Origin of the sequence: Burkholderia sp. Bp9140 (assembly GCF_003853425.1) — a bacterium.
GTDB lineage: Bacteria > Pseudomonadota > Gammaproteobacteria > Burkholderiales > Burkholderiaceae > Burkholderia.
On record NZ_QTPQ01000041.1, the window covers coordinates 56,823 to 80,734 of the forward strand.

22 protein-coding genes are annotated in these 23,912 nt (G+C 68.1%); 8 read left to right on the plus strand and 14 right to left on the minus strand.

What is annotated here, in order from left to right; translation table 11 throughout:
- Positions 1 to 176 precede the first annotated feature (176 nt).
- The 3 genes from DIE21_RS29180 (at position 177) to DIE21_RS37375 (ending at position 4,296) form a co-directional block, all read left to right on the plus strand.
- Positions 177 to 2,783 carry a circularly permuted type 2 ATP-grasp protein gene (locus DIE21_RS29180; RefSeq protein WP_124500945.1) on the plus strand — a complete coding sequence of 869 codons (2,607 nt, stop codon included), beginning with the start codon at positions 177 to 179 and terminating at the stop codon, positions 2,781 to 2,783.
- The gene (locus tag DIE21_RS29185; protein ID WP_124500926.1) at positions 2,777 to 3,838 is read left to right on the plus strand and encodes a transglutaminase family protein; all 1,062 of its coding nucleotides are present in this window, start codon (positions 2,777 to 2,779) and stop codon (positions 3,836 to 3,838) included. Before DIE21_RS29180 ends, DIE21_RS29185 begins: the two co-directional genes overlap by 7 nt.
- A 185-nt stretch (positions 3,839 to 4,023) precedes the next feature.
- Positions 4,024 to 4,296 (plus strand): hypothetical protein, encoded by a 273-nt coding sequence (locus tag DIE21_RS37375; protein ID WP_059450605.1) that lies wholly within the window; start codon positions 4,024 to 4,026, stop codon positions 4,294 to 4,296.
- A gap of 69 nt (positions 4,297 to 4,365) precedes the next feature.
- Here the strand turns inward: DIE21_RS37375 and pip are convergent, their stop codons facing one another.
- Together pip and DIE21_RS29200 are read right to left on the minus strand one after the other, a co-directional pair.
- Entirely contained in the window at positions 4,366 to 5,298 is a 933-nt protein-coding gene (pip, locus tag DIE21_RS29195) for a prolyl aminopeptidase (RefSeq protein ID WP_124500927.1), read from the minus strand.
- Between the two features lie 162 nt (positions 5,299 to 5,460).
- Complete coding sequence (locus tag DIE21_RS29200) at positions 5,461 to 5,655, minus strand: hypothetical protein (RefSeq protein WP_124500928.1); 195 nt, start codon at positions 5,653 to 5,655, stop codon at positions 5,461 to 5,463.
- Between DIE21_RS29200 and DIE21_RS29205 the strand changes: the two genes are divergently transcribed.
- Positions 5,647 to 6,798, plus strand: coding sequence for an acyltransferase (locus tag DIE21_RS29205; RefSeq protein ID WP_124500929.1), 1,152 nt, complete (start codon positions 5,647 to 5,649; stop codon positions 6,796 to 6,798). The two genes, DIE21_RS29200 and DIE21_RS29205, sit on opposite strands and share 9 nt — an antisense overlap.
- Positions 6,799 to 6,834: 36 nt before the next feature.
- On the opposite strand, the gene DIE21_RS29210 is transcribed toward DIE21_RS29205, so the two are convergent.
- The 3 genes from DIE21_RS29210 to DIE21_RS29220 form a co-directional block, all read right to left on the minus strand.
- Positions 6,835 to 7,650: a multidrug ABC transporter ATPase gene (locus DIE21_RS29210; protein ID WP_124500930.1), complete on the minus strand. Its 816-nt coding sequence runs from the start codon at positions 7,648 to 7,650 to the stop codon at positions 6,835 to 6,837.
- A gap of 191 nt (positions 7,651 to 7,841) precedes the next feature.
- Positions 7,842 to 8,267, minus strand: coding sequence for a heme-binding protein (locus DIE21_RS29215; protein WP_124500931.1), 426 nt, complete (start codon positions 8,265 to 8,267; stop codon positions 7,842 to 7,844).
- 24 nt (positions 8,268 to 8,291) lie between these two features.
- The gene (locus DIE21_RS29220) at positions 8,292 to 9,305 is read right to left on the minus strand and encodes a zinc-binding alcohol dehydrogenase family protein (RefSeq protein ID WP_124500932.1); all 1,014 of its coding nucleotides are present in this window, start codon (positions 9,303 to 9,305) and stop codon (positions 8,292 to 8,294) included.
- Between the two features lie 97 nt (positions 9,306 to 9,402).
- On the opposite strand from DIE21_RS29220, the gene DIE21_RS29225 reads away from it, so the two are divergent.
- Positions 9,403 to 10,341 carry a LysR family transcriptional regulator gene (locus tag DIE21_RS29225; RefSeq protein ID WP_124500947.1) on the plus strand — a complete coding sequence of 313 codons (939 nt, stop codon included), beginning with the start codon at positions 9,403 to 9,405 and terminating at the stop codon, positions 10,339 to 10,341.
- A 167-nt stretch (positions 10,342 to 10,508) separates the two neighbouring features.
- Here DIE21_RS29225 and DIE21_RS29230 read toward each other — a convergent pair whose 3' ends face one another.
- From DIE21_RS29230 to DIE21_RS29260, 7 genes are read right to left on the minus strand one after another with little or no spacing between them, the layout of a single operon-like run.
- Positions 10,509 to 11,573: a 2-aminoethylphosphonate aminotransferase gene (locus DIE21_RS29230; RefSeq protein WP_124500933.1), complete on the minus strand. Its 1,065-nt coding sequence runs from the start codon at positions 11,571 to 11,573 to the stop codon at positions 10,509 to 10,511.
- Complete coding sequence (gene aepY, locus DIE21_RS29235; protein WP_124500934.1) at positions 11,573 to 12,760, minus strand: phosphonopyruvate decarboxylase; 1,188 nt, start codon at positions 12,758 to 12,760, stop codon at positions 11,573 to 11,575. The genes DIE21_RS29230 and aepY overlap by 1 nt, the downstream gene beginning before the upstream one ends.
- Positions 12,757 to 14,442 carry a phosphoenolpyruvate mutase gene (aepX, locus tag DIE21_RS29240; protein WP_124500935.1) on the minus strand — a complete coding sequence of 562 codons (1,686 nt, stop codon included), beginning with the start codon at positions 14,440 to 14,442 and terminating at the stop codon, positions 12,757 to 12,759. The genes aepY and aepX overlap by 4 nt, the downstream gene beginning before the upstream one ends.
- Positions 14,439 to 15,206, minus strand: a complete 768-nt coding sequence (locus DIE21_RS29245) for an NTP transferase domain-containing protein (protein WP_124500936.1) — start codon at positions 15,204 to 15,206, stop codon at positions 14,439 to 14,441. The genes aepX and DIE21_RS29245 overlap by 4 nt, the downstream gene beginning before the upstream one ends.
- 36 nt (positions 15,207 to 15,242) lie before the next feature.
- Positions 15,243 to 16,244: an HpnL family protein gene (locus tag DIE21_RS29250; RefSeq protein WP_124500937.1), complete on the minus strand. Its 1,002-nt coding sequence runs from the start codon at positions 16,242 to 16,244 to the stop codon at positions 15,243 to 15,245.
- Entirely contained in the window at positions 16,241 to 17,050 is an 810-nt protein-coding gene (locus DIE21_RS29255; protein ID WP_124500938.1) for a 2OG-Fe(II) oxygenase, read from the minus strand. Before DIE21_RS29255 ends, DIE21_RS29250 begins: the two co-directional genes overlap by 4 nt.
- The gene (locus DIE21_RS29260; RefSeq protein WP_124500939.1) at positions 17,047 to 17,727 is read right to left on the minus strand and encodes a CDP-alcohol phosphatidyltransferase family protein; all 681 of its coding nucleotides are present in this window, start codon (positions 17,725 to 17,727) and stop codon (positions 17,047 to 17,049) included. Before DIE21_RS29260 ends, DIE21_RS29255 begins: the two co-directional genes overlap by 4 nt.
- Positions 17,728 to 18,370: 643 nt before the next feature.
- Between DIE21_RS29260 and DIE21_RS29265 the strand changes: the two genes are divergently transcribed.
- The gene (locus tag DIE21_RS29265; protein WP_124500940.1) at positions 18,371 to 19,885 is read left to right on the plus strand and encodes an acetyl-CoA hydrolase/transferase family protein; all 1,515 of its coding nucleotides are present in this window, start codon (positions 18,371 to 18,373) and stop codon (positions 19,883 to 19,885) included.
- Positions 19,886 to 19,922: 37 nt separating this feature from the next.
- Here DIE21_RS29265 and DIE21_RS29270 read toward each other — a convergent pair whose 3' ends face one another.
- Complete coding sequence (locus tag DIE21_RS29270) at positions 19,923 to 21,455, minus strand: DHA2 family efflux MFS transporter permease subunit (RefSeq protein ID WP_409364658.1); 1,533 nt, start codon at positions 21,453 to 21,455, stop codon at positions 19,923 to 19,925.
- A gap of 134 nt (positions 21,456 to 21,589) precedes the next feature.
- On the opposite strand from DIE21_RS29270, the gene DIE21_RS29275 reads away from it, so the two are divergent.
- Positions 21,590 to 22,030: a MarR family winged helix-turn-helix transcriptional regulator gene (locus DIE21_RS29275; protein WP_124500942.1), complete on the plus strand. Its 441-nt coding sequence runs from the start codon at positions 21,590 to 21,592 to the stop codon at positions 22,028 to 22,030.
- 232 nt (positions 22,031 to 22,262) lie between these two features.
- Positions 22,263 to 22,688 carry a helix-turn-helix domain-containing protein gene (locus DIE21_RS29280; protein ID WP_124500943.1) on the plus strand — a complete coding sequence of 142 codons (426 nt, stop codon included), beginning with the start codon at positions 22,263 to 22,265 and terminating at the stop codon, positions 22,686 to 22,688.
- 78 nt (positions 22,689 to 22,766) lie between these two features.
- Here DIE21_RS29280 and DIE21_RS29285 read toward each other — a convergent pair whose 3' ends face one another.
- On the minus strand, positions 22,767 to 23,645 hold the full coding sequence (locus tag DIE21_RS29285; RefSeq protein ID WP_124500944.1) for a helix-hairpin-helix domain-containing protein: 879 nt from the start codon (positions 23,643 to 23,645) through the stop codon (positions 22,767 to 22,769).
- Between the last annotated feature and the right edge of the window lie 267 nt (positions 23,646 to 23,912).

The window sequence follows — 23,912 nt, forward strand, 5'->3', positions numbered from 1 at the left end:
GCGACCTCCCGGCGCGCCGGCCGGAGTGCTAGGATGCGGGCAGACTGCGGCCGCCCGCCGCGTCCGCCGTGCCGGGCCGCCGGTGCGGCGGCGCGCGGGCGCGGCCGCCCCCTGACGACGGAACGATCTCGACTGTGCCGCCCATTCACCCCGACGATCTCGCCGACGCCGACGCGATGCCCACGCTCTTCGATACCGGTGCGCAGCCGGATGCCGCGGAACTGGCCGCCGCGCTCGCGGCGCCGGCCGCGGCCGGCCGCTATGACGAACTGCGCGGCAGCGCCGCTGGCCTTACCGCGCCGCTGCTCGCCCCTGCCTGGCGCAGTTTCTTCACGTCGATCGGCAGCGACGGCGTGGCCGACCTCGACCGCCGCGCCGACGCGCTGCAGCGGCGCATGCGCGAGAACGGGCTGTTCTACCAGCTCCACGAACAACGCGCCGGCGACGGCGCGGCCGGCCCGTGGTCGCTCGACCTGCTGCCGCTGATCGTCACGCCCGAGGACTGGGTCGCGATCGAGCGCGGCGTGCTGCAGCGCGTGCGGCTGCTGAACGCGACGATGGCCGACCTGTACGGGCCGCAGACGATCCTGCAGCGCGGGCTGCTGCCGCCCGCGCTCGTGACCGGCCACCCGGGCTACCTGCGCGCGATGCGCGGCGCACGCGTGCCGGGCGATACGTGGCTGCACGTCGTCGCGTTCGATCTCGCGCGCGGCCCCGACGGCCAATGGCGGATCGTCGCGCAGCACACGCAGGGCGCGGCCGGTCTCGGCTACCTGCTCGAGAACCGGCTGATCGTGTCGCGGCTGTTTCCGCGCGGCTTCCGCGGGCTGCGCGTGCAGCGGCTCGCATCCGCGTACCGGTCGCTGCTGCAGAGCATGCAGGCGTTGAGCCCCGCCCGCAAGAACTCGCGGATCGTGCTGCTGACGCCGGGGCCGCACAGCGCGACGTACTTCGAGCATGCGTATCTCGCGCGCTACCTCGGCCTCACGCTGGTCGAGGGCGGCGACCTGACCGCGCGCGACAACCGCGTGTTCCTGAAGACACTGGGCGGGCTCGAACCCGTGCACGGCATTCTGCGGCGCGTCGACGACGCGTGGCTCGATCCGCTCGAACTGCGGCCCGATTCGATGCTCGGCGTGCCAGGGCTGCTGCAGGCCGTGCGCGCGGGCAACGTGCTGCTCGCGAATGCGCCGGGTTCGGGCTTCCTCGAATCGCCGGGCGTGCTCGGTTTCATGCCGCGCCTCGCGGAAGGGCTGCTCGGCGAAACGCTGACGCTGCCCGCCGTGCATTCGTGGTGGTGCGGCGAGGCGGCTGCATGCGACGACGCGCTGCCGCAGCTCGCGCGCAGCATCGTGAAGCCGTCGTATCCGCCCGACGCGCAGGCCGGCGGCGCGTTCGACCCGGTGATCGGTGCGCGCCTCACGCCGGCGCAGCTGGCCGAGTGGCGTGCGCGGATCCTCGCCCGGCCCGAGCATTACACGGTGCAGGCCGACCTGCCGCTGTCGCAGGCGCCGACCTGGCCGGGGCGCGACGCGCCCGACGGCAACGGCGGCGCGCGCATCGTGCCGAAACCGCTGCTGCTGCGCGTGTTCGCGCTCGCCGACGGCGCGCGAAGCTGGCGGCTCCTGCCGGGCGGACTGTCGCGGGTCGGCACGCGCGATACGCTGTTCAACGCGCCGATGCCGCGTGGCGGCAGCACCGTCGATACGTGGGTGATGACCGAGGGCATCGTCGATTCGACCACGCTGCTGCAGACCCGTCTCGGCCCCGACGATCTGGTCGAGCGCCCGCGTGCGATCGCGAGCCGCGCGGCCGAGAACCTGTTCTGGCTCGGCCGCTATACCGAGCGCGCGACCAATCTGATGCGTCTCGCGCGCGCCGCGCTCGAGCGGCTGCGCGGCGAGGACGACGTCGACAGCCCCGCGCATCTGGAGCTCATCGATACGCTCTGTCGCGACACCGGCCTGATCGCCCCCGACGCGCCGAACGCCGTCGATGCGCCGCGTGCGTTCCAGCACGCGCTCGCGACGTCGCTGACGCGCGGCGCGGACCGCACGTCCGGCATCGCGTCCTGCCTGTTCGGGATGCGCGGCGCCGCTGCCGCGATCCGCGAGCGGCTGTCGAGCGATCAGTGGCGGCTGATCGACGATGCGACGCAGTTGTTCGCCGATAGTGCGGACCATCCGGAAGCCGAGGAGCAGATCGGCAACGAGGCGCTGCAGTTGCTGGAGAGGCTCGGATTGCTGCTCGGCGCGATCACCGGCGCGCAGACCGACAACATGACGCGCGACGACGGCTGGCGGCTGTTGTCCATCGGCCGGCAGATCGACCGGCTGGACTTCCTGTGCAGCGTGCTGAAGTTCGCGTTCGACGAGGGCGCCGTGCACCGGCAGGACGGCTTCGAGCTCGTGCTGGAGCTGTTCGACAGCACGATCACGTTCCGCTCGCGCTTCCAGCGCTGCTTCGACGTCGCGCCGCTGCTGTCGCTCGCGGTGCTCGACACCGACAACCCGCGCTCGCTCGGCTGGGTCGTGCAGGCGCTGCGCGGCCGGCTGACGAAGGTCGAGCGCAGCGAAGGCTATGCGCTGTCCGAACTGGCCGAGACGATTCCGGACGTGCCCGCATGGTCGCTGCACGAACTGTGCGAAACCGGCGACGACGGCCGGCATGACAAGCTGCTCGATGCGCTCGACACGACCGTGAAGGCCGTGTGGGATCTGTCGAACCGGATCGGCGAGCGTTATTTCAGTCACGTGCGCGAGGCGGGCAGGACGCTATGGTGACAGCGAAACACGCGGCGAAGACGCCGCCCGCGCCGGGTTCCGGCCATCCGAAGCAGGCCGCAGCGGCGATCACGCCTGCGACACCTGCGCGATCGGCTGCCGCCGTACCGGGCCGCGTGCTGCGCGTCACGCACGACACCGAATACCGCTACGCGGCACGCGTCGAATCCGCGCAGCACCAGGCGCGGCTGCAGCCGCTCGCGACGCCGCGCCAGCAGGTGCTGACGTTCGCGCTCGACATCGAACCCGCACCGGAGGCGGTCGGCACCGAGATCGACGCGTTCGGCAACGCGCGTGCATCGTTCGCACTGAACCAGCCTCACGATGCGCTGCTCGTGCGCAGCCGCAGCACGGTGCGCGTGAGTCCGCCCGTATGGTCGCAGGGCGCACGCGGCGCACCGCCGCCCGCGATCGCGAGTCCCGATCCTGACCACGCCACGGCGTGGGAAGCCGTGCGCGACCGCTTGCGGTTTCGCGCGGGACAGCCGTACGACGCGGCGAGCGAGTTCGTGTTCGCATCGCCGCATGTGGCGTGCGATCCCGAGCTGGCTGCGTATGCGGCCGCGAGCTTCACGCCCCGGCGGCCGCTCGTGCAGGCCGCGTGGGACTTGATGCGGCGAGTCCACGCCGATTTCGCGTATACGCCGAACAGCACCGACATCACGACGACCGCGCTCGATGCGCTGCGCTTGCGCAAAGGCGTCTGCCAGGATTTCGCGCACGTGATGATCGGCGCGCTGCGCTCGCTCGGGCTCGCCGCGCGCTACGTGAGCGGTTATCTGCTGACGCAGCCGCCGCCCGGGCAGCCGCGGCTGATCGGCGCGGATGCGTCGCATGCATGGGTCGACGTGTACGACCCGGCATGGCCCGAAGACGGCGGCTGGCTGCAGCTCGATCCGACCAACGACCGTGCGCCGGGCGACGACTACGTGATGTTGTCGATCGGCCGCGACTATGCGGACGTGACGCCGTTGCGCGGCGTGATTCGTGGCGGCGGCGCGGATCAGGAGCTGAAGGTCGGCGTGACGGTCGAGCCGCTCGACGATGCGTCGTAATACGGCGCCATCGGCCTGACGCACTGCTCGCCGGCCGTTTAAGTCTTCGTTAATACTGCCCGCCTAGCATGGTGGTGCCGGCGACCGGATCGGCCCCTGGTCCGGCGCCGGTGGCACGCACGGGTGCGTCGACGTCACGGCGCCGCGCCGTCGCGCGTCGCCATTTCCTTGCAACGGCGGCACACATGATCAAGAACTTCGACTACACGCTCGGCAACGAGACGATCGCGCTCTGCGCGAGCTTCGGCGCGGGCCCGGCATTCCGTCGCGTGCTCGTGAGCCGTGCGGATTCGATGGAGACGCTGGTGGTGCTCGACGCGCGCGGCCTGTCGGGCTTGCTGAAGGTGGCGACGGAAGAGCCCGAAGGATTGCTCGACGATGCGATCCGCAAGGTCGGGGACGAACAGCTCGTCGAGCGCGCGATCAGCGGCCGGACCATCGTCGAAGCCGCGCTTTGAGCTTGCGGGCGTGCAGGCCGGGATGGCCGGCTGTAGCGCGCCGCGTCGTATTGCGCCGTACTGGGCTGCTTACGCGGCGAACCGGTCCGTCGCGGCGAGCAGCGCCTTCAGGATGCCCGGTTCGTTGTATGCGTGTCCGGCATCCGGCACGATCTCGAACGTCGCGTCGGGCCATGCCTTCGCGAGATCCCACGCGGTGCGTGCGGGCGTCGCGATGTCGTAGCGGCCCTGCACGATCACGCCCGGAATGCCGGCGAGGCGATGCGCGTCGCGCAGCAACTGGCCTTCGTCGACGAACCCGCGATTCACGAAGTAATGGTTTTCGATCCGCGCGAACGCGAGCGCGTAGTGGCCGTCCGCGAAGTGCGCGGCCAGCGCCGGATCGGGCAGCAGCGTGATCGTGCGGCCTTCCCAGAGGCTCCACGCACGTGCGGCTTCGAGCTTCGCGGCTTCGTCGTCACCCGTCAGCCGGCGATGGTACGCGGCCATCAGGTCGCCGCGCTCGGCTTCCGGAATCGGCGCGAGGAATTCCTCCCACAGGTCGGGGAAGAGCCACGACGCGCCTTCCTGGTAGTACCACAGCAACTCCGCGCGACGCATCGTGAAGATGCCGCGCACGACGAGCGCGCTCACGCGTTGCGGGTGCGTCTCCGCGTAGGCGAGGGCGAGCGCGCTGCCCCATGAGCCGCCGAACACGAGCCACTGTTCCGCGCCCACCATCTCGCGCAGCCGCTCGATGTCGGCCACCAGGTCCCAGGTTGTGTTGTGGTCGAGGCTCGCATGCGGCGTCGAGCGCCCGCAGCCGCGCTGGTCGAACAGCAGGATGTCGTAACGCTCGGGATCGAACAGGCGGCGATGGTCGGGGCTGCAGCCTGCGCCCGGGCCGCCGTGCAGGAACACGGCGGGCTTGCCGGACGGGTTGCCGCAGCGCTCCCAGTAGATGCGGTGGCCGTCGCCGGTGTCGAGGTGGCCGTGGGCGTAGGGTTCGATCGGTGGGTACACAGGCAGGCTCCGGGTGAGGATCGACAGGAGGGCGGACGCGGCACGGACCGGGATGCGGGCGGAATACGGCAGCGCCGGTATCGCGGATATTGCGGCGCCGCAAAATTGGTTGTGTCTGCATCGGACCGGCCGCCGCCGGACAACGCTTGTCATTATGCCCATTCATTCCGGCCGCTGCGCGCCGGTCGGCATCCGGCGCGCGGCACCGCATTCAGCCCGGCATGCGCACCGGAATTTTTTAAGCAATTTCATTCCGATATTTTTCAGACAAAATCCCGGCGGCATATCGGCGCCGCGGATCGGGGCGTCGGCCTGCCATCCCTCCACCGTGCCAACGGAATCCAGCCGATGAACCATCGCGTCAAGCAGCTGACCGGGTTGCGCGCCGTCGCGGTCACGATGGTCGTCGTCGGCCATGCGGAGCACGTGCTGCCCGGCGGCTACACCGGCTGGTTCGCGCCGCTGCGGCTGATCGCCGATGGCCGGCTCGGCGTGCTGATCTTCTTCGTCCTCAGCGGCTTCCTGATCACCAACGTGCTGCGCGCCGAGTTCGCGCGCACCGGCGGGATCGCGCTGACGGCGTTCTACGTGCGCCGCGCGCTGCGGATCTGGCCGGCCTGCTATGTGTATCTCGCGACCGTCGGCGTGCTCGCCGCCGCCGGCTGGCTCGACGTCGATCGCCGTCAGTGGCTGTATGCGGCGCTGCATCTGTGGAATTACTCGGCGTGGTTCGGGCTGGCCGGCGACAACGCGCTGCATCCGGACGGCGCATGGTATCTCGGCCACTTCTGGTCGCTCGCGCTCGAGGAGCAGTTCTACTGGTTCTGGCCGCTGCTGTTCGTGTACGGCACGCGGCGTCGCGGCACGCGCTGGCTGGCCGCGCTGATCCTGGTCGTGCCGCTGGTGCGCGCGCTGACGTATTTCGTCGCGCCGGCGCTGCGCGGGCAACTCGGGATGATGCTGCATACGGGCGTCGATCCGATCCTGATCGGCTGCTACGCGGCGCTCGAGCGCGAACGGCTCGAAGCGTGGATTCGTTCATGGCGCGGCGAGTCGCGCATCGTGACGGCGCTCGTCTTCATCGTGCTGTTCGGGATGCCGCTTGCCGAACACCGGCTCGGCGGCTTCTGGAATGCGACCTACGGCGTGACGCTCGAGGCCGCGCTGATCGCGATCGTGATCGTCGTGCTGAATTTCCGCAGCGAGTTCTGGTGCGCGCGATGGCTGCGGGCCGGGCCGGTCGTGTTCGTCGGCACGATCTCGTTCAGTCTTTATCTTTGGCAGCAGCCGTTCGCGAACCCGGATCTGCCGGTCGCGCATGCGTTTCCGCTCGGTATCGTGTGGGCGCTGATGGCCGCGACAGCCAGTTACTTTCTCGTCGAGAAACCGTTCCTGCGGCTGAAGGATCGCTATACGGCGCGCGAAGCGCGACGCGTGCGCGACGACTCGCTGCGGATGCCGTCGCCGAACGACGCAATCGGGCCGAAGGTGGTGGAGTAGGCGAGCGGGCGTACTCGACCTGCCGCGTCACTTAAATCACTTCTGTACGTCAGGCGAATACCAGAACGTCCTGAACATATCGATTCCGTACGACTTGCCATCGTATTTGACGACCGTGCGCGCGGTTCGCTTGCCCGTATCCGAGTAATCGCCGTCCTTGCGTTGCGTTTTCGTGATGTGCGCGGTGATCGACAGGTCGGCGAAGCCGTGGCTCGACGTTTTCTCGACGGCAATCGTCATGCGGGCATCTTCGCTGCGCGCATCGCCCGCACCGGCGCCGCAGGCTTCGCCCTCGACACTGACCCAGCCGTACAGGTTGGTGCCGAACACCGGCCGGATGCGATTGCCTTCGCGCACCCACAGCGTCAGCTCTTCGCTTGCGTTCGCATCAGGACAGCTTGGACCGCGCGCGCTGCTCGTGAACACGACGCCGAACGCGCGTACGTCGGGCGACAGCCGGTACGGCGCGGTATCGATGCGATAGCTGTTCTCGCCGATCTCCGTCGCGGCATCTTCGTCGATCACCGACCGGTCGGCGGCGACGACCTTGCCGCCTTCGACGAGCGCGATGACCTGGAGCTTGGCACTTTCGTCGGGGTTCTTGCTCTTCGGCAGCGAATCGAACGCGATGGCCGCGATCGTCGTGCCCGGCGTATTCGGCATCGCCTTGCACGCCGATGCGATGACGAGCCGGTCCGCGTCGCGGGTGGCGATGCGCGCGCTCGCGATGCCGGCCCAGCGGGCGACGGCCGTGATGGTCGCGTCGTCGCAAGGCTGATTGTCGGCGGCCTGAACCGTCGGGGCGGCGGCGAGCGCCAGCAGCGGGGCGAAACGAAGGATGCTCGTGATCACGATGAAAAGGGTTTTTCACAGGTTTTCGTGGATGTCGCTTACTGCCCCGAAGCCGCTGTTCGAGCCGCCAGAGCTTCAACGGCAGTTATTGGAGAGATCCGGCCGTCCGGGCCGGTCCCTCACGAGCAACGGTTTCGCCTTTGTAGAACGTTTGTCGATTGACGGCAAGGCGACCGCTCAACGGCCCAGGCTTACTGGTTAAACCCTGCGTGGCGCAGCGCTTCCTCGGCGGCCTCGTGGTCTTGAGCCGACGTTCCGCCAGAAACACCGATGCCCCCGACCAGACGCCCTTCGTGAAAGATCGGTACGCCACCGCCGACCGGCATCAGCCGCGGATGGTGCGCCAGCGGGGCAACGGCAGGTTCGGCCATGTACTGATTCCATTGATGCGTGGCCATGCCGAACGACGCGGCGGTCCATGCCTTGTCGATGGCGACGTCAACCGTCAGGAACGGGGCGGCATCCGCGCGCTCGAAAGCGCGCAGGTGGCCGCCTGCATCGGTAATCGCGATTGTCGCGGCGAATCCTCGCGCGGCGCACGCGCGGCGCGCTTCGGCCATCAATGCTTGTGCGGCTTCCAGGCTGATCGTGGTCGTGTTGATGATTGGCGATGTCATGTTGATGCTCCTTGTCAGAAGGGTTCAGCGGTTGGCGACGACGACCTTGCCGATCATGTTGCCGGCCTCGACCAGCGCATGCGCTTCGATGAGGCCTGCGGCGTTGATGCCGTCAATGCGTCGGGTCAGGGTGTGCTTGAGGCGGCCCTGGTCAACCAGCTGCGCCGCGCGGCGCAGCAAGGCGTGTTGCCGTGCGAGGGTGTCGGTGGTGAACATCGCACGGGTAAACATCAGCTCCCAGTGAATCGAGATGGATTTCCCCTTGAACGGTCCGATGTCCAGACCCACCGGGTCGTCGATAAGGGCGAACTGGCCTTCCGGGCGCAGCACGTCGGCGATTTGAGTCACATAGGCAGCGCTGTTGTTCAACCCGGCAACATGGGTGACGTGCTCGATACCGAGCGCGGCCAACTGGGTTGCCCAGGGTTGATGGTGATCGAGGACGTCATGCGCACCATGTGCCAGCACCCACTCGCGGGTTTCCGGTCGCGAGGCCGTGCCGATGACTGTCATGCCCGTAAGCTCACGCGCCAGTTGGGTCAGAATCGAGCCGACACCGCCAGCCGCTCCGATCACGAGCAGCACGTTGTTGTCGGTCGGGTCCGCTGCCTGAACACGCAGACGGTCGAACAGCAGCTCCCACGCGGTGATCGTGGTCAGCGGCAACGAAGCGGCCTCTGCGAAATCCAGTGATGTCGGCATGGGTCCGACGATACGTTCGTCCACGGCGTGCAGCTCGCTGTTGCTGCCGGGTCGCTTGATGTCGCCCGCGTACCAGACACGGTCGCCTGCCTTGAAGCGCGTGGCCAGCGGACCGGTCGCGCGGACGATTCCCGCCGCGTCCCAGCCGGCGATGCGCGCACCGCCTTCCGGAATATCGCCACCGCGCCGGATTTTGGTATCGACCGGATTGACCGATACCGCTTTCACTTCCACCAGCAGATCATGGTCGCGCAGTTCCGGGGTCGGAATCTCGATATCCTGCAGCGCCTGCGGGTGGCTGATCGGATGGTTCTGATTGAAACCGATGGCTTTCATACACGTGGCCTCCAAGGGGGATTGAGACCATGTTATCTTTCGTCGGTATGCGGATAAATGGCCACCGAGCTCAAACAATTTCGGCATTTCAATGAAAATGATTCGACTCGATGACGTTCGGATCTTCGTGCACACGGTGGACTACGGCAGCTTCTCGGAGGCGGCGCGCCAGCTGAATATCGCGCCGGCACACGCGAGTGCATCGGTGCAGCGGCTCGAGAAGGCGTTGGACACGCGCCTGTTCACGCGGTCCACGCGAAGCATGCAACTGTCGGAGGCTGGAGAGCGTTACCTGCCGCATGCGCGGGTCATGATGGGTGCGCTGGAGGAAGGCCAGCAGGCACTGGCAAACGGCCGGGGGGCGCTGTCCGGCCCGCTGCGGCTGTCCGCGCCGTCTGACTTTGGTCGAAACCTGCTGTTGCCGTGGCTGGATGATTTTCAGCACCGGCACCCTGGTTTGTCGCTGCACCTGAAAATGAGCGACCGTGCGGCCGACCTGATTCGCCAGCCGCTGGATGCAGTCGTGCGCTACGGAGCGCTGCCGGATTCGTCTCTTCTGGCCATGAAGTTGGTCGACAACAACCGGCGCGCATTGTGTGCCGCGCCGTCCTACCTCGAACGGCATGGCGCACCGGCCAAAGTCGACGACCTGCGGCGGCACAACTGCCTTCGGTACGTATGGAGCGAGCAGATCCATGAGCGCTGGCGCTTTACCCCGCCCGGCGGCGACCGCACCGTGGCGGTCACCGGTAATCGCATCAGCGACGATGCCGATGCGGTTCGTCGCTGGGCGATAGCCGGGGAAGGCCTTATCTATAAGTCGCGACTGGACCTCATCGACGATCTGAGGGCTGGTCGACTGATGGAGTTATTTCCGCCGGAGTATTGCGAGCCTGCGCCGTTGCACTTGATTTGCGCGCACCGTGCGCAACTCACGCCGGCGATGACCGAGTTGCATGCCTTTCTACGGGAGCGCTGCGCTGCATTGCTTTCCAGCCATCCCCCAGGTGGCGCTCAGGCTGTACGCGCGATTTGAATGGCCGCATCCAGGGGCGCAACGAACGTCTGAATGTCCGAACCCCGTTGCCCACGAAGGTCGCCTGTTGGCCGAACGCCGACATTGTGTTCCGTGTGTCCGATAAATTTTCGAAGAATAAAAAAGGCCCTTGCGGGCCTTTCGTCGACGAAGGTGAGGGCGAGAGCTTACCGCGTCAGCGCCGTAAAACCCTCCAGCAACCGCTCGACATCAGCCGCTTCGATCGCACCCATCGTCGAGATCCGGAACAACTCCTTCGACAACCCGCCTTGCCCCGCGTAGATCACGAAGCCGCGCGCCTTCAACCCGTCGTGCAGCGTCTCGTACGTGACGCCCTGCGGCAGCCGGTACGCGCGCAGCACGACCGACGACTCACCTTCCGGCAGCACGAGCGTCATCCCGCGCGCCGCAAGCCCAGCCTGCGCCTGATCGGCGAGCGCCTTGTAATGCGCATGCCGCGCCCGCCAGCCGCCGGCCTCATCAAACTCGCGCAGCGCCTCGACGAGCGCGTAATACGCGTGCACCGACGGCGTAAACGGCGTATTGCGCTGATCCTGCAGCTTCGCGAGCCGACCGAGGTCGAGGTAGTAAGTACGGCTCGCGGCCTTCGCGAGCGCGCTGCGGCGCACGATCACGAACGCCGCGCCCGGCACGCCGTGCAGGCACTTGTTCGCGGTAGCGGCGACCGCGTCGATCACGCCGCCGGCGAAGTCGATCGCTTCGGCACCGAAGCTGCTGACGCCGTCGACGAGCATTTTCACGCCGCGCGCGCGGCACACTTCCGCGATCGCGCCGAGATCGTTCAGCCGGCCGGTCGTCGTTTCGTGGTGAATCACCGCGACGTGCGAATACCCACCCGCGTCGAGACGCGCGGCGATCTGCGCGAGATCGGGCGCCTGCATCCACTCATGCTTCAGCACGTCGTGCGCGATCCCGTACTGCGTCGCGATCTGCGTGATGCGCTCGCCGTACACGCCGTTCTCGATCACGAGCAACTTGCCGTCCTGCGGCACGAGCGCCGCGATCATGCTTTCGACGGCGGCGGTGCCCGAGCCCGTCATCAGCACGGCGGCCCATTCGGCCGGGTCGAGTTCGTACGCGCCGACGAGGCGCGCACGCGCTTCATCCTGCAGATCGAAGAATTCGCTTTCGCGATGGCACAGGTCGGGTTGCAGCAGGCTGCGGCGCACGCGTTCGGTCAGCGTTACCGGGCCGGGGTTCAGCAGCAGCATCAATGAGCTCCTTCGGCGTGGGCTTCAGCCTGTGCGGCGCCGATATGCCGCATCAGGCGGGTCTTGACCTCGACCGGCGTGACGGTCGGGCGGGGCAGGCCGTCGGGCACGCCGGTGCGGATCGCAAGCCGCACGAAGCGCGTGCCGTCGGCCGGATGCGATGCGTCGAGCGTCGCATCGAGCACGTCGAGCGAGTCGCCTTCGACGGCCGACGCATAGCCGCACGCTGCCGCGACGCCCGCGAACGACACATGCCGCGACACGGTCGCCTGGCCGCCCGTCGACTCGTGCGCACCGTTGTCGAGCAGCACGTGCGTGAGGTTGGACGGGCCGTAGGTGCCGAGCGTCGCGAACACGCCCATGCGCATCAGCGCGGCGCCGTCGCCGTCGACGGCCACCACGCGCAGGTCGGGGCGCGCGAGCGCGAGACCCAGCGCGAGCGGTGTCACGCAGCCCATTGAGCCGACCATGTACAACTGGTTCGGACGATCGTCGATTGCATAGAGTTCGCGGCCGCAGAAGCCGGTCGACGCGAGCACGACGGTCGACTCGATCGGCGTGTGCGCGATCACGCGCCGCAGCGCGTCGTGGCGGGTCGGCCACGCGGCGGGCGCTTCGGTGCGTGTGGCCGACTGTGCGGCGACATGCGCGCGCGGCGCTGCCGCCGGGTTTGCCTTCAGCTCATATGGCGCGACGCTGCCTTTCTGCATCACGAGCGCGTACGGGCGGCCCGTCGCGTCCATGTGCGCGATCGCGCGGTCGAGTGCCGGGCCGACCTGTTCGGGGTCGGTCGGGAACGTCTCCCACGGGATCTCCATCGTGTCGAGCATCGCCGGCGTGATCGGCCCCATCAGCGCGTGCTGCGGCTCGTCGGGCACGCCCGGCTGGCCGCGCCACGTGACGATCAGCAACTGCGGCAGCCGGAACGTCCAGGTCAGCGACGTGAGCGGGCTCACCGCGTTGCCGAGCCCGGAGTTCTGCATCATCGCGATCCCGCGCTTGCCGCCGAGCGTGGCGCCCGCGATCAGCGCGACCGCGTCGCCTTCGTTCGCGGCCGACAGGTAGTGCAGCGTCGGGTCCTGCAGCACATAGTTGATGAACGGCGTCAGGTACGAGCAGGGCACGCCCGCGTACCAGTCGAAGCCGCGTTCGCGCGCGGCCTCGACGAACTGGGCCGCTTCGATCATCGTGCGCCCCCGTTGCCTGCGCCCGGCTCGGACAGCGGCGTCTGGCCGTGCGCGAAGTCGCCCGCGCGGCGGAAGTCTTCCAGGTCGTTGACGCCGCGCCAGTGGCCGTGCACGTACTGCACCTCGATCTTCTCGCCGGCGGCGATCAGTTCGTTCAGCAGCGACGGGATGTCGAGCGTGTCGAAATCAGGACGCGCCTGCAGCGTCGCGAGCATCGCCTTCAGGCGGTCGACGCCTGCGCCGCGCACGTTCAGCAGACCGATCCAGCGGCCGTGCGGCGTGCCCGCGGCGACGTCGCTCGATACGCGTTGCAGGTAGGTCTTCTGGCCGAACAGGCCGCGGTCGTCGGCGGCCGAGCAGAGCGCGAAATCGCGCACGCTCTGGTTGGTCTCGGTGAGCGACGAATCGACGACGACGCTGAACTCGGCCTCGCTCTCCGCGAGGTCGCGCAGGATGTAGCTGCGGAACAGCAGGTCGCCGTACGAGATCACGGTGTCGCCGGTCAGGCGTTCGGCCGCGCATGCGAGCGACGCGAGCTCGCCCGTCTGCGCGTGGCGCTCGTTGACGACGAGCTTGATGCCCGACGTGTCGATCGCGTCGGCGTGATAGCCGCCGACCACGGTGATGTCGTTGACGCCATGCTTCTTGAAGCCGTCGACGAGCCAGCGCAAGAGCGGCTTGCCGGCGACCGGCAGCATGACCTTGGGTTTATCCTCGGTGACGGCCTCGAGCCCCTTGCCGCGGCTGGCGGCGAGCACGATCGCGGCGTTCGACGCGCGCGACGACGACGACAGGTAGATGCGCTCGGCCGCCGAATATTCGTCGGCGTCCTGCAGGCGGAAGATCTCGTTGACCGACGCGACGCGGTCCTCGACGTTGATCAGCGTTTCGTTCTCGTGGATCTCGCGCGCGGTCGCCTGCATCGCGGAGGCCGATGCGCGGATCAGGTGGTTCGCCCAGATCACGGTGCTGATGCCGGCCTGGCGGAACACGTCGGTCGGCGTGCTGTAGTACTTGGTCGGCACGATCACGAGCGGCGCGCGGCCGCTCCATTCGCGCGCGAACTGCAGGATCTCGTCCGGGCGCGACAGCTTGCTGTGGATCAGGATCGCGTCGGCGCCGGCTTCCGCGTACGCGTTCGCACGACGCAGCGCCTCGTCCATCCCCCAGCCGGCGATCAGCGCCTCGACGCGCGCGACGATCGAGAAGTCGGGATCGCTCTGCGAATCCTTGCCGGCCTTGATCTTGCCGCAGAATTCGTCGATCTCGGCGAGCGGCTGACGCTCGCCGTCGATGAAGCTGTTCGTCTTCGGGAACTGCTTGTCCTCGATGCACACGCCGGCGATGCCGCGCTGCTCGAGCTTCTTCACGAGGCGGCGCACGTTGTTGAAGTTGCCGTAGCCGGTGTCGCCGTCGAGCAGGATCGGCAGGTCGCTCGCGTCGGCCATGAACTCGAGCACGTCGACAACCTGGGTCCAGCTCGCTTCGTTGTTGTCGCGCACGCCGAACTGCGCGGAGATCGCCAGGCCCGATGCCCAGATCCCCTTGAAGCCCGCTTCGCGGACGATCCGCGCGGACAGGCCGTTGTGCGCTTCCATCAGGAATTCGAGGTCGCTGCTGACGAGCATGCGGCGCAGCCGTGCGCTGCGCGATTCGGTGAAGTTGGGTTCGCGTGCGTTCATCGTGCGGCTCCGGCGGTAGTGCGTTGAATCAGGGGAAGGATGTCTTGCGTGGCACGCGCCACGTCGTTCGGGAAGTCGATCTCGATCCACGGCGAGCCCGTGACGTCCGCGACGTCGAACGAGTGACCGCCTTCGAGCAGCAGGTCGCGCACGGCTTCCTCGTGCGGCATGTTCGCGCGGCCGCTGTCGACGTAGCCCGCGACGATCGTCGCGAGGCGGCGCGCGGTGCCTTCGGTGAAGCGGAAGAAGCCGACCGATTCGCCGATCGTGTCGTAGTCGAGGTCGACCGCGAGCTGCTTGCGCAGCTCGACCGGCACACCGTTCTTCAGGCACAGCTTGACGGGTTCGTCGCCGGCCTCGAAGTCGCGATCGATCAGCAGGCGGTCGACGGCCTTGTCGGGATCGGCGACCAGCGCGTGCAGGATGTTCTCGTCGTACAGCACGTCCGCGTCCATCAGCAGCACGTCGCCGCCGCGCGTCATCGCATCGGCGACGGTATGCACGGTCAGCACGCTGCCGAGGTCGTAGCGCTCGTTCAGCACGATCTCGGCGGTGCGGCCGAGGCGCTTGAGCTCCTGCTCGACCTTCCCGGACTGGAAGCCGAGCCCGAGCACGATTTCATCGACGCCCGCGGCGTCGAGCACGCGCAGATGGCGCTCGAGCAGCGACACGTCGTCGAAGCGCAGCAGGCACTTCGGGAATTGCGCCTCGGGCGGTTGTTGCAGGCGCAAGCCGAGGCCTGCCGCAAGAATGATGGCTCGCATGGGTTCTCCAACCAAAAAGCCGGCGGATCTGAACGATCAGTCGGCGAGCGGCTGCGGCGCACGGCGCCGCTGCCAGTTTCTTTCACTGAAATGCAGATAGAGCAGGCCGGGCAGGCCGAGCGCGAGTTCGCGCGCGCGCTTCGCGAGCGACAGCGCGAGCGCCGCGTCGGGCGGCAGGCCGACCAGCGGGGCGAGCAGCAGGTAACCGCCTTCCTGCGCACCGAGCGAGCCCGGGATCGCGAATGCCGCACCGCGAATCGCCTGGCCGACGCTCTCGAGCAGCAGCGCGTCGAGCCAACTGACCGGGTGCCCGAGGAAGTGCAGCGCGAGCCACACTTCCGCGGTGCCGACGATCCAGCCGACGAGGCTCAATGCGAAGGTCTTCGCGACCTTCGCGCGATCGCGGTACAGCGCACCGACCGCGGCGTCGATCGCATCCGCGCGGGTCGCCAGCGACGACCAGTCGCGCGGGCCCAGCAGCTTCGACGCGAGACGCATCCCGCGGCCGAACAGCCCGCGCCGCTGCGCCGCGTAGAACGCGACGGCGAGGGCGCCGAGCACGCCGGTGGCGATCAGCGCCGGCGTGCGCAGGTGAGCGACCGATTCGTGCGTCGCATAGAGGCTGAACGTGGCGATGCCGATCAGCGCGAACGCCATCTGCGCGAGCGCCTGCATCGTCGTGCTGACGGTGACCGCGGCGGCCGCCTCGGCCATCCGCGTGCCGCGTTGCGCGAGGTGGCGCACCATCAGCACCGGGCCGCCGATCTGCCCGGCGGGCAGCAGGCTGTTCACCGATTCGCCGACCCAGCGCGCGCGCAGCGCGTTGCCGAGCTCGGCGGCCGGCTGGCCGCGGCGGAACATCACGGCGATCGCGAGCGCGTCGATGACGAGCGGCACGACGTGGAACACCGCGACGAGCGCGAGGCCCCAGCCGGCCGCGAGGAACGTCGACGCGACCGCGCCGATGCCCTGCCACGCGAGCAGGGCGACGAACAGTGCCGTTCCGAGGGACAGCAGGATCAGGCCGGCGCGTGTCATGACCCGGTCGACCGGCGCGTGGCCAGCTGCTTGAACACCTGGCGGAAACCGAAATACGCGATCGCGTCCTTCATGTTCGAGATGAAGCGCTTCCACGGCCGCATGCCGGGGTTGGTCACGTATTCGAACGTCAGCGACACGCGCGTCTCGTTCTGGCCGAGCGGCGTGATCCGATGGCGCAGCTTGTCGCCGTCGAACAGCACGATGCCGCCGTCGGCGATCTGCACGGAGCCCGGTTCGTCGGGCACGTCCGGATTGCGCGTATGCAGCTCGTAGTCGAGCCGGCACGACGATTCGTCGATCACGCCGATCAGCAGCGTGTAGCGGCGGCCGTCGTAGTACGACGTGTCGTAGTGCCAGCCGATGTGGTCGCCCGGCTTCGTGTAGTAATACAGCGCGTACGCGTGCGGATCGTTGTCCGGCGACAGCATCAGCTTGTCGCCCGTGATCTTCTCGAGGAAGCCGATCAGCGCCTTCGAGCGGTACAGCTCCGCGATGTACGGCGCCTGCTCGTCGATCGTGTGCCGGCTCACGCTGCCGCCCTGCTTGTGGCCGGGCAGGTAGTTGCGGTTCAGGCCGGGCTGCATCGCGCGGGCGGCGGCTGCGAGCTTCGCATGCGCATCGGCCGGCAGGAACGCGTCGAGGTACAGGAACGACCCCTGGCGCGTGTAGTCGCCGCGCAGGCGGCCGAGGTCGAGATGGCCGACGCGGTCGGCCACGGTGCGATCGGGATCGGCCGCTGCCGCGCGCGCAGGCGCGGGGCGTGCCGGGCTCAGCACGGAGTCGTCGCGCGTGCTAGGAGTCATTTGGAAGCCTGGATTTCGGTTGAATTCTGCGGGACGTTGCCGCGCCGGACGATGCGCCACCAGTCGATCACGACCCATGCGGCGAACAGCGGGGCGCCGATCGACGCCGCGAGCAGGAACGGCTCGACGCCGTCGACGAGCGTCACGAGCGGCAGCAGGTACAGCACGTCCTCGGTCTCGAAGCCGCCGGCGAACGCCTGCTTGGTGCCGGCCTTGCCGGCGATCGACTCGATCCGCATGCGCAGGAAGAAGATCAGCGCGACGGCCGCACCGGCCAGCGCACCGAGCAGCACGGGCGACGCGGCCATCTGGCCGCCCTGGGCGACGATGCCGAGGCCCATGCTGACGAACAGCGCGACCGTGACGAGCGCGTCGGCCGCGAGGTCGTAAAAGTGACCGATCTTGCTCGACTTGCCGCTGATGCGCGCGAGTTCGCCGTCGGTGTGGTCGACGAAGTTCGACAGCACGATCAGGAATGCCCCCGCGTTGCTCCAGCCGAAGCCGCCTTGCGCAAGGCACCAGGCACCGGCGAGGCCGATCAGCAGACGAAGGGTGGTGAGGTGATTCGGGGTGACCGGCGTGTCGATCAGCGGTCGGACGAGCGCGCGCGCGAGCCGCGCATCCCAGGTGCGTGGCAGGGGCGGTTCGGAACGTGTGGCGGTTTTTCTTTGGTCCATCGGCGAAATATATACGGAATTGTAATTTGTTGCTTTTTATTCGATCAATGTCCTGACATGCGGGAGTGTTACCGCGCATTGCGGACATCGGCCGGTTGCAAACCGGATGCGCGAAACGGCGTTCGCGCATGCGGGCCATACCTGATCCAGTGTGGTTCGCAAGACGCGGCTGTCAAGGGCCGACGGGCCTCGCGCGCGGGCCTGGCGGCGATTCGCGCACGTTGACGGGTTGATGTGCATCAGGCCCGGCAACGCGGTGCCGGGCGACAATCGGCCGCGGCGATCGCCGATCGGTCATTGGATGCGGATTCCCTGCGTTTACGCAGTCAATCCGGAAGGGTATCGGTTGATTGACGTTCAGTAATTCGCAATCCGCGAGCGGAAAATTGGCAGATTGCTTTCGCAAACCTTTCGGTAGCATTCGACGTCGAAGCAGCGCCTTGTCACAGAACGGCCGTTCGATACCCGGTGCATTCAGTAAGTATCTTTTGCATCCGGCGGACATTTCGCGCCGATGGCCTCTGCGATACTCGGACCGTGCCCGTGGTGCCGGGCCGCCCCTCGCGGCCCCAAGGGCTTTGCGTCGCTCAGGAGACACCCCCCGCGACGTCAACGACAGACCCAAAGCGTCAGATAACCAGCCATGTCTTCATCACGCATCCTCGCTCCCGCCCTGCGTTCGCTCGTCCGCACCGCCGACGAAGCCGCCGCGCTGATCCGTCCCGGCATGACCGTCGCCATGAGCGGCTTCACCGGCTCGGGCTATCCGAAGGCCGTGCCGGCCGCGCTCGCCGCCCACATCGACGCCGCCCACGCGCGCGGCGAGGACTTCCGGATCAACGTGCTGACTGGCGCATCGACCGCGCCGGAACTCGACGGCGCGCTCGCCCGCACCAACGGCATCTCGATGCGCCTGCCGTACCAGTCCGACCCGACGCTGCGCGACAAGATCAACAACGGCGAAGTCGACTACCAGGACGTGCACCTGAGCCACGTCGCGCAATACGCGTGGTTCGGGCTGTACGGCGAGCTCGACGTTGCGATCGTCGAAGTCGCGGGCATCCGCGAGGACGGTCTGCTGATTCCGTCCGCATCGATCGGCAACAACAAGACGTGGCTCGAGCAGGCGAAGCACGTGATCCTCGAAGTCAACTCGCGCCAGCCGCTCGGCCTCGACGGGATGCACGACGTCTATTACGGCACCGCGCTGCCGCCGCACCGCAAGCCGATTCCGCTGACGAAAAGCGACGACCGCATCGGCGAGCCGTACCTGCGCTGCCCGGCCGACAAGATCGTCGCGATCGTCGAGACCGACGCGCCGGACCGCAGCAACGCGTTCTCCGCGCCGGACGCCACGTCGAAGCAGATCGCGCTGCAGCTGATCGATTTCCTGCGCCACGAAGTGAAGCGCGGCCGCCTGCCGGAAAACCTGCTGCCGCTGCAGTCGGGCGTCGGCAACATCACGAACGCGGTGCTCGCGGAACTGAGCTCGGCCGGCTTCTCGAACCTGACCGCCTATACCGAGGTGATCCAGGACGGCATGCTCGACCTGCTCGATGACGGCACGCTGAGCTTCGCGTCGGCCACGGCGCTGTCGCTGAGCCCGGCCGCCGTGCAGCGCTTCGCCGACGAGATCGCGACGTTCCGCGAAAAGATCCTGCTGCGCCCGCAGGAGATCAGCAACCATCCGGAACTCGTGCGCCGCCTCGGCTGCATCGCGATGAACGGGATGATCGAGGCCGACATCTACGGCAACGTGAACTCGACGCACGTGATGGGCACGAAGATCCAGAACGGCATCGGCGGCTCGGGCGACTTCGCGCGCAACGGCTACCTGTCGTGCTTCATGTCGGCCAGCACCGCGAAGGGCGGCGCGATCTCGCGGATCGTGCCGATGGCGAGCCACGTCGACCATACCGAGCACGACGTCGCGGTGGTCGTCACCGAGCAGGGGCTCGCCGACCTGCGCGGCCTGTCGCCGAAGCAGCGCGCGCGCAAGATCATCGCGACCTGCGCGCATCCGGACTACCGTCCGATGCTCGAAGACTACTTCGAGCGCGCGTCGCGCGAGAGCTTCGGCAAGCACACGCCGCACCTGCTCGCCGAGGCGCTGTCGTGGCACGAGCGCTACGTGCGCACCGGGACGATGAAGGCCTGACGAATCGGCCTGCGACGGGGGCGCGCCCGTCGCATCGTCAGTCCATCGCCGCGTGCGCGACGTCGACGCTCGCCGTTTTCCGCGGCGGGCGGATCAGCAGCAACAGCGGGATCATCAGCAGCGTCGCGACGAACATCAGCTTGAAGTCGTTCAGGTAGGCGATCATCGCGGCCTGCTGGTTGATCGTGCGGTCGAGCAGCGCGATGTCGAGGTGGCTGCCGGCCAGCGCCTGCACGGCCGGGTCGAACGGCGTGACGTGGGTCGCGAGGTCGGCATGCGCGACCTGCGTGTTGCGCGTCATCAGCGTCTGCACGATCGAGATGCCGATACTGCTGCCGATGTTGCGCATCAGGCTGTAGGTGGCCGTGCCGTCCGCGCGCAGCTCGGGCTGCAGCGTCGAGAACGACAGCGCGCTCAGCGGCACGAACACGAGCCCCAGCCCGAAGCCCTGGACCACCCCGGGCCACACGATGTCCGCCTCGGACAGCACGATCGTGTACTGCATCATCTGCCACAGCGCGAGCGCGGAAATCGCCAGCCCGGCGAGCAGCAGCGCCCGCGCGTCCACGTATTTCAACAATCGCCCGACGAACAGCATCGCGATCATCGTGCCCGCGCCGCTCGGCGCGGTGACGAGGCCCGTCGTCGCGACGGGATAGCCCATCAGGTTCTGCAGCATCGGCGGCAACAGCGCGCGCGTCGCGTACAGCACCGCGCCGACGACGAAGATGAACAGCGTGCCGGTCGCGAAGTTCGGGTCGCGCAGCAGCTCCGACTTGAAGAACGACGCCTTGCCGACGGTTGCCGTGTGCGCGAGGAAGAACGCGAAGCTGACGGCCGCGATCAGCGCCTCGATACGGATTTCGTATGAGCCGAACCAGTCGAGCTGTTCGCCGCGGTCGAGCATTGCCTGGAACGCGCCGATCGCGAGCGCGAGCGTCGCGAAGCCGAACGCGTCGAATTTCACGTGCGGGCGCGGCGCGCGCGCGGGCAGGAAGGTCAGCACGCCGGCCAGCGCGAATGCGCCGATCGGCACGTTGATGAAGAACACCCAGCGCCAGTTGTAGCTGTCGGTGAGCCAGCCGCCGAGCGTCGGGCCGAGGATCGGGCCGACCATCACGCCCATCCCCCAGATCGCCATCGCCTGGCCCTGCTTCTCGCGCGGATTGATGTCGAGCAGGATCGACTGCGACAGCGGCACCAGCGCGGCGCCGAACACGCCCTGCAGCAGCCGCGCGCCGACGATCTGCACGAGCGACTCGGACAGCCCGCACAGCGCGGACGCGATCGTGAAGCCCGCGATCGAGATCGTCAGCAGCCGCTTCATGCTGAGGCGGTCGGACAGCCAGCCGGTCAGCGGGGTCGCGATCGCCGCGGCGACGATGTAGGAGGTCAGCACCCAGGTGATCTCGTCCTGCGACGCCGATAGCGTGCCCTGCATGTGCGGCAGCGCAACGTTCGCGATCGTGCTGTCGAGCGTCTGGATCAGCGTCGCGAGCATGATCGACAGGGTCAGCATCGGCCGATTGAGGGCGGGCGGCGAGGTGGCAGTGTCGGCGGCGGGATTCAAGCGGGCGTCTCCGTGGGGCGGTCTTCGTGGGCGGCGATCCGGGGTGCCTCGAATTATAAGCATGCTTATTATATCCGTGCTCATCGCCTGACCCGAGCCGCGGGTCGTTCGCGGCCTGCCCCTATAATCGCCGCATGGACAAGACTTACGAGAACCGGATCGGCTACCTGATTTCCGACGTGGCCCGCCTGCAGGGACGCCTGTTCGACCGGCGCGCGAAGCGCATCGGACTGACGCGCGCGCAAAGCCGCGTGCTCGCGTACCTGACGTGGAAGGGCGAGATGAATCAGGCGCGGCTCGCGGAATGGCTCGAGATCACGCCGATCTCGCTGACGCGGCTGCTCGACCGGATGGAAAGCTGCGGGTGGATCGAACGGATCGCGAACGACGACGATCGCCGCGCGTTCGTGATCCGGCTGACCGACAAGTCGCGCGACATATTTCCGCAGATGCTGGAAGTGGGCGACACCGTCACCGACGACGGGCTGCGCGGCTTCACGCGCGACGAGCGCGACACGCTCGTGCGTCTGCTCGGGCGCGTGCGCCGCAACCTGATCGACAGCGGCGGCGAATGACGCGTGCGTCAGCCCGGGCCGCTGAAGCGGCTGGAAACGGCGGAGGGTCTTCCGCGGTGACGAGGCGGCGCGGGATGTCGCGATTCGGTTTCAGTTCATTTGCGCCGGCCCGATCCGCTACGCCGGTGCGCGGCGCCTAACGGCCCAGCGTCGCCAGTCCGAACGCTGCCGGATCTTGTGGCGAAGGAGTCGAACGGCTATCGTGCAACTTCAAGTTCACTTGAGGTCAAGCATGAGCCGCCTGGACATCGCCGATGTCGCGCGTCGCTCGGGATTGCCCGCGTCGACGCTGCGCTACTACGAGGAAAAGGGATTGATCGTGCCGAGCGGCCGTCACGGGCTGCGGCGCCAGTACGACGAGTCGGTGCTGGAGCGCCTTGCGCTGATCGCGCTCGGCCGCGAGGCCGGTTTTTCGCTCGACGACATCCTCGCGATGTTCGGCGCGGACGGCCGGCCGGCGATCGATCGCGCGAAGCTCGACGACAAGGCCGACGAGCTCGACCGTACGATCCGCCGTCTCGGTGCGGTGCGTGATGCGCTGCGGCATGCGGCACTCTGTCCGGCGCCGAGTCATCTCGAGTGTCCGGCGTTCCGCAAGCTGCTGCGCATCGCGGCGCACCGTCATCCGGCGCGTCGCACGAAGACGGACGGTACGTAGCCGGGTCGGCTGGCCGGAGCGTGGCGCTCGAGCGTGCTGCGGGGCGGTTGTACGGAGGCGGTCGGCGTCCCGGGCGCCTCAACCCGCGTAATACACGCGGCATTCCATCTCGCGTCCGCGCACGATGCGCTTGCCGACGAGCGAACCGAGCGTTTCGGTGACGACGGTCCGCTGGTACTCGCATTGCAACGCATCGTAGAAGTAGAGCGCGACCCAGTCCGCGGTGCTGCCGGACTCGTGCGGTCGCGCGGGATACGGGCACAGCGCGGTGAAATGCCAGCCGCCTTTCGTCATGTGCATCACGGGGGGCGACACGCTGACGTCCGCGTTCAGGCGACGCGACACGAGCATCGGCAGGATGCCGGCGGCGGCCTTGTTGCGGTACAGGCGGTCGATGTAAAGCAGCAGTTCGACCGGCGGTTCGGTGCCGGGGCCGGCATCGCGCGCGTGGCCTTGCCAGCGCCGGCGCCGGCTCAGCACGTCGTCGAGCGCCGCGCGGATGCCGGCCGCGCGACGCGGGCCGACGCCCGCGATCGCTTCGAGCTGGCCGCTGCGGGCCGCGCGTTCGAGATCCTCGAGCGTATCGATGTGCAACTGGTCGTGAATCCGCAGCGCGAGCGCGTGACCGATGCCCGGCACGGCTTCGAATGCGGACGCGCGTTCCGCGTCGCCGCGCAGCCGGTCGAGCAGGCGCCAGCGCCCGGTCACCAGCAGTTCGGCGATCGCCTGCGCGACACCCGTGCCGACCTCCGGCAGCGCGCCGAGCGCATCGACGCCGCCCGCGTCGAACTGCGTGCGGATGTCGCAGTCGAGCGACTCCATCGTATCGGCCGACGCGCGGTAGGCGGCCACCCGATAGGGATTCGCCCCCTGGTCGGCAAGCAACTGCGCGGCTTCGCGCAGGCAGGCCGCGATTTGCCGGTTTTCCTCGTGAGTTTGGCCGATGGTCGTTTGCATGTGCAGAGCCCGGGATGTGCAAACGGAACGGACACGGCGTGCAATGCGCCAGTCCACCTTTTATTTCATCACATTGTCACGGCAAGCGACGAACAAAACTTGATGTGCGTCAATAGCAAACGTTGCACAGGCGGAACCGGGCCGCGGGGGGGGGGGGGGGGGGGGGGCGGCCCCCCCCCCCCCCCCCCGGGGGGGGGGGGGGGGGGGGGGGGGGGGGCCCCCGCGGCGGGCGGGCGGGGGGGGGCGGGCGGGGGGGGGGGGGGGGGC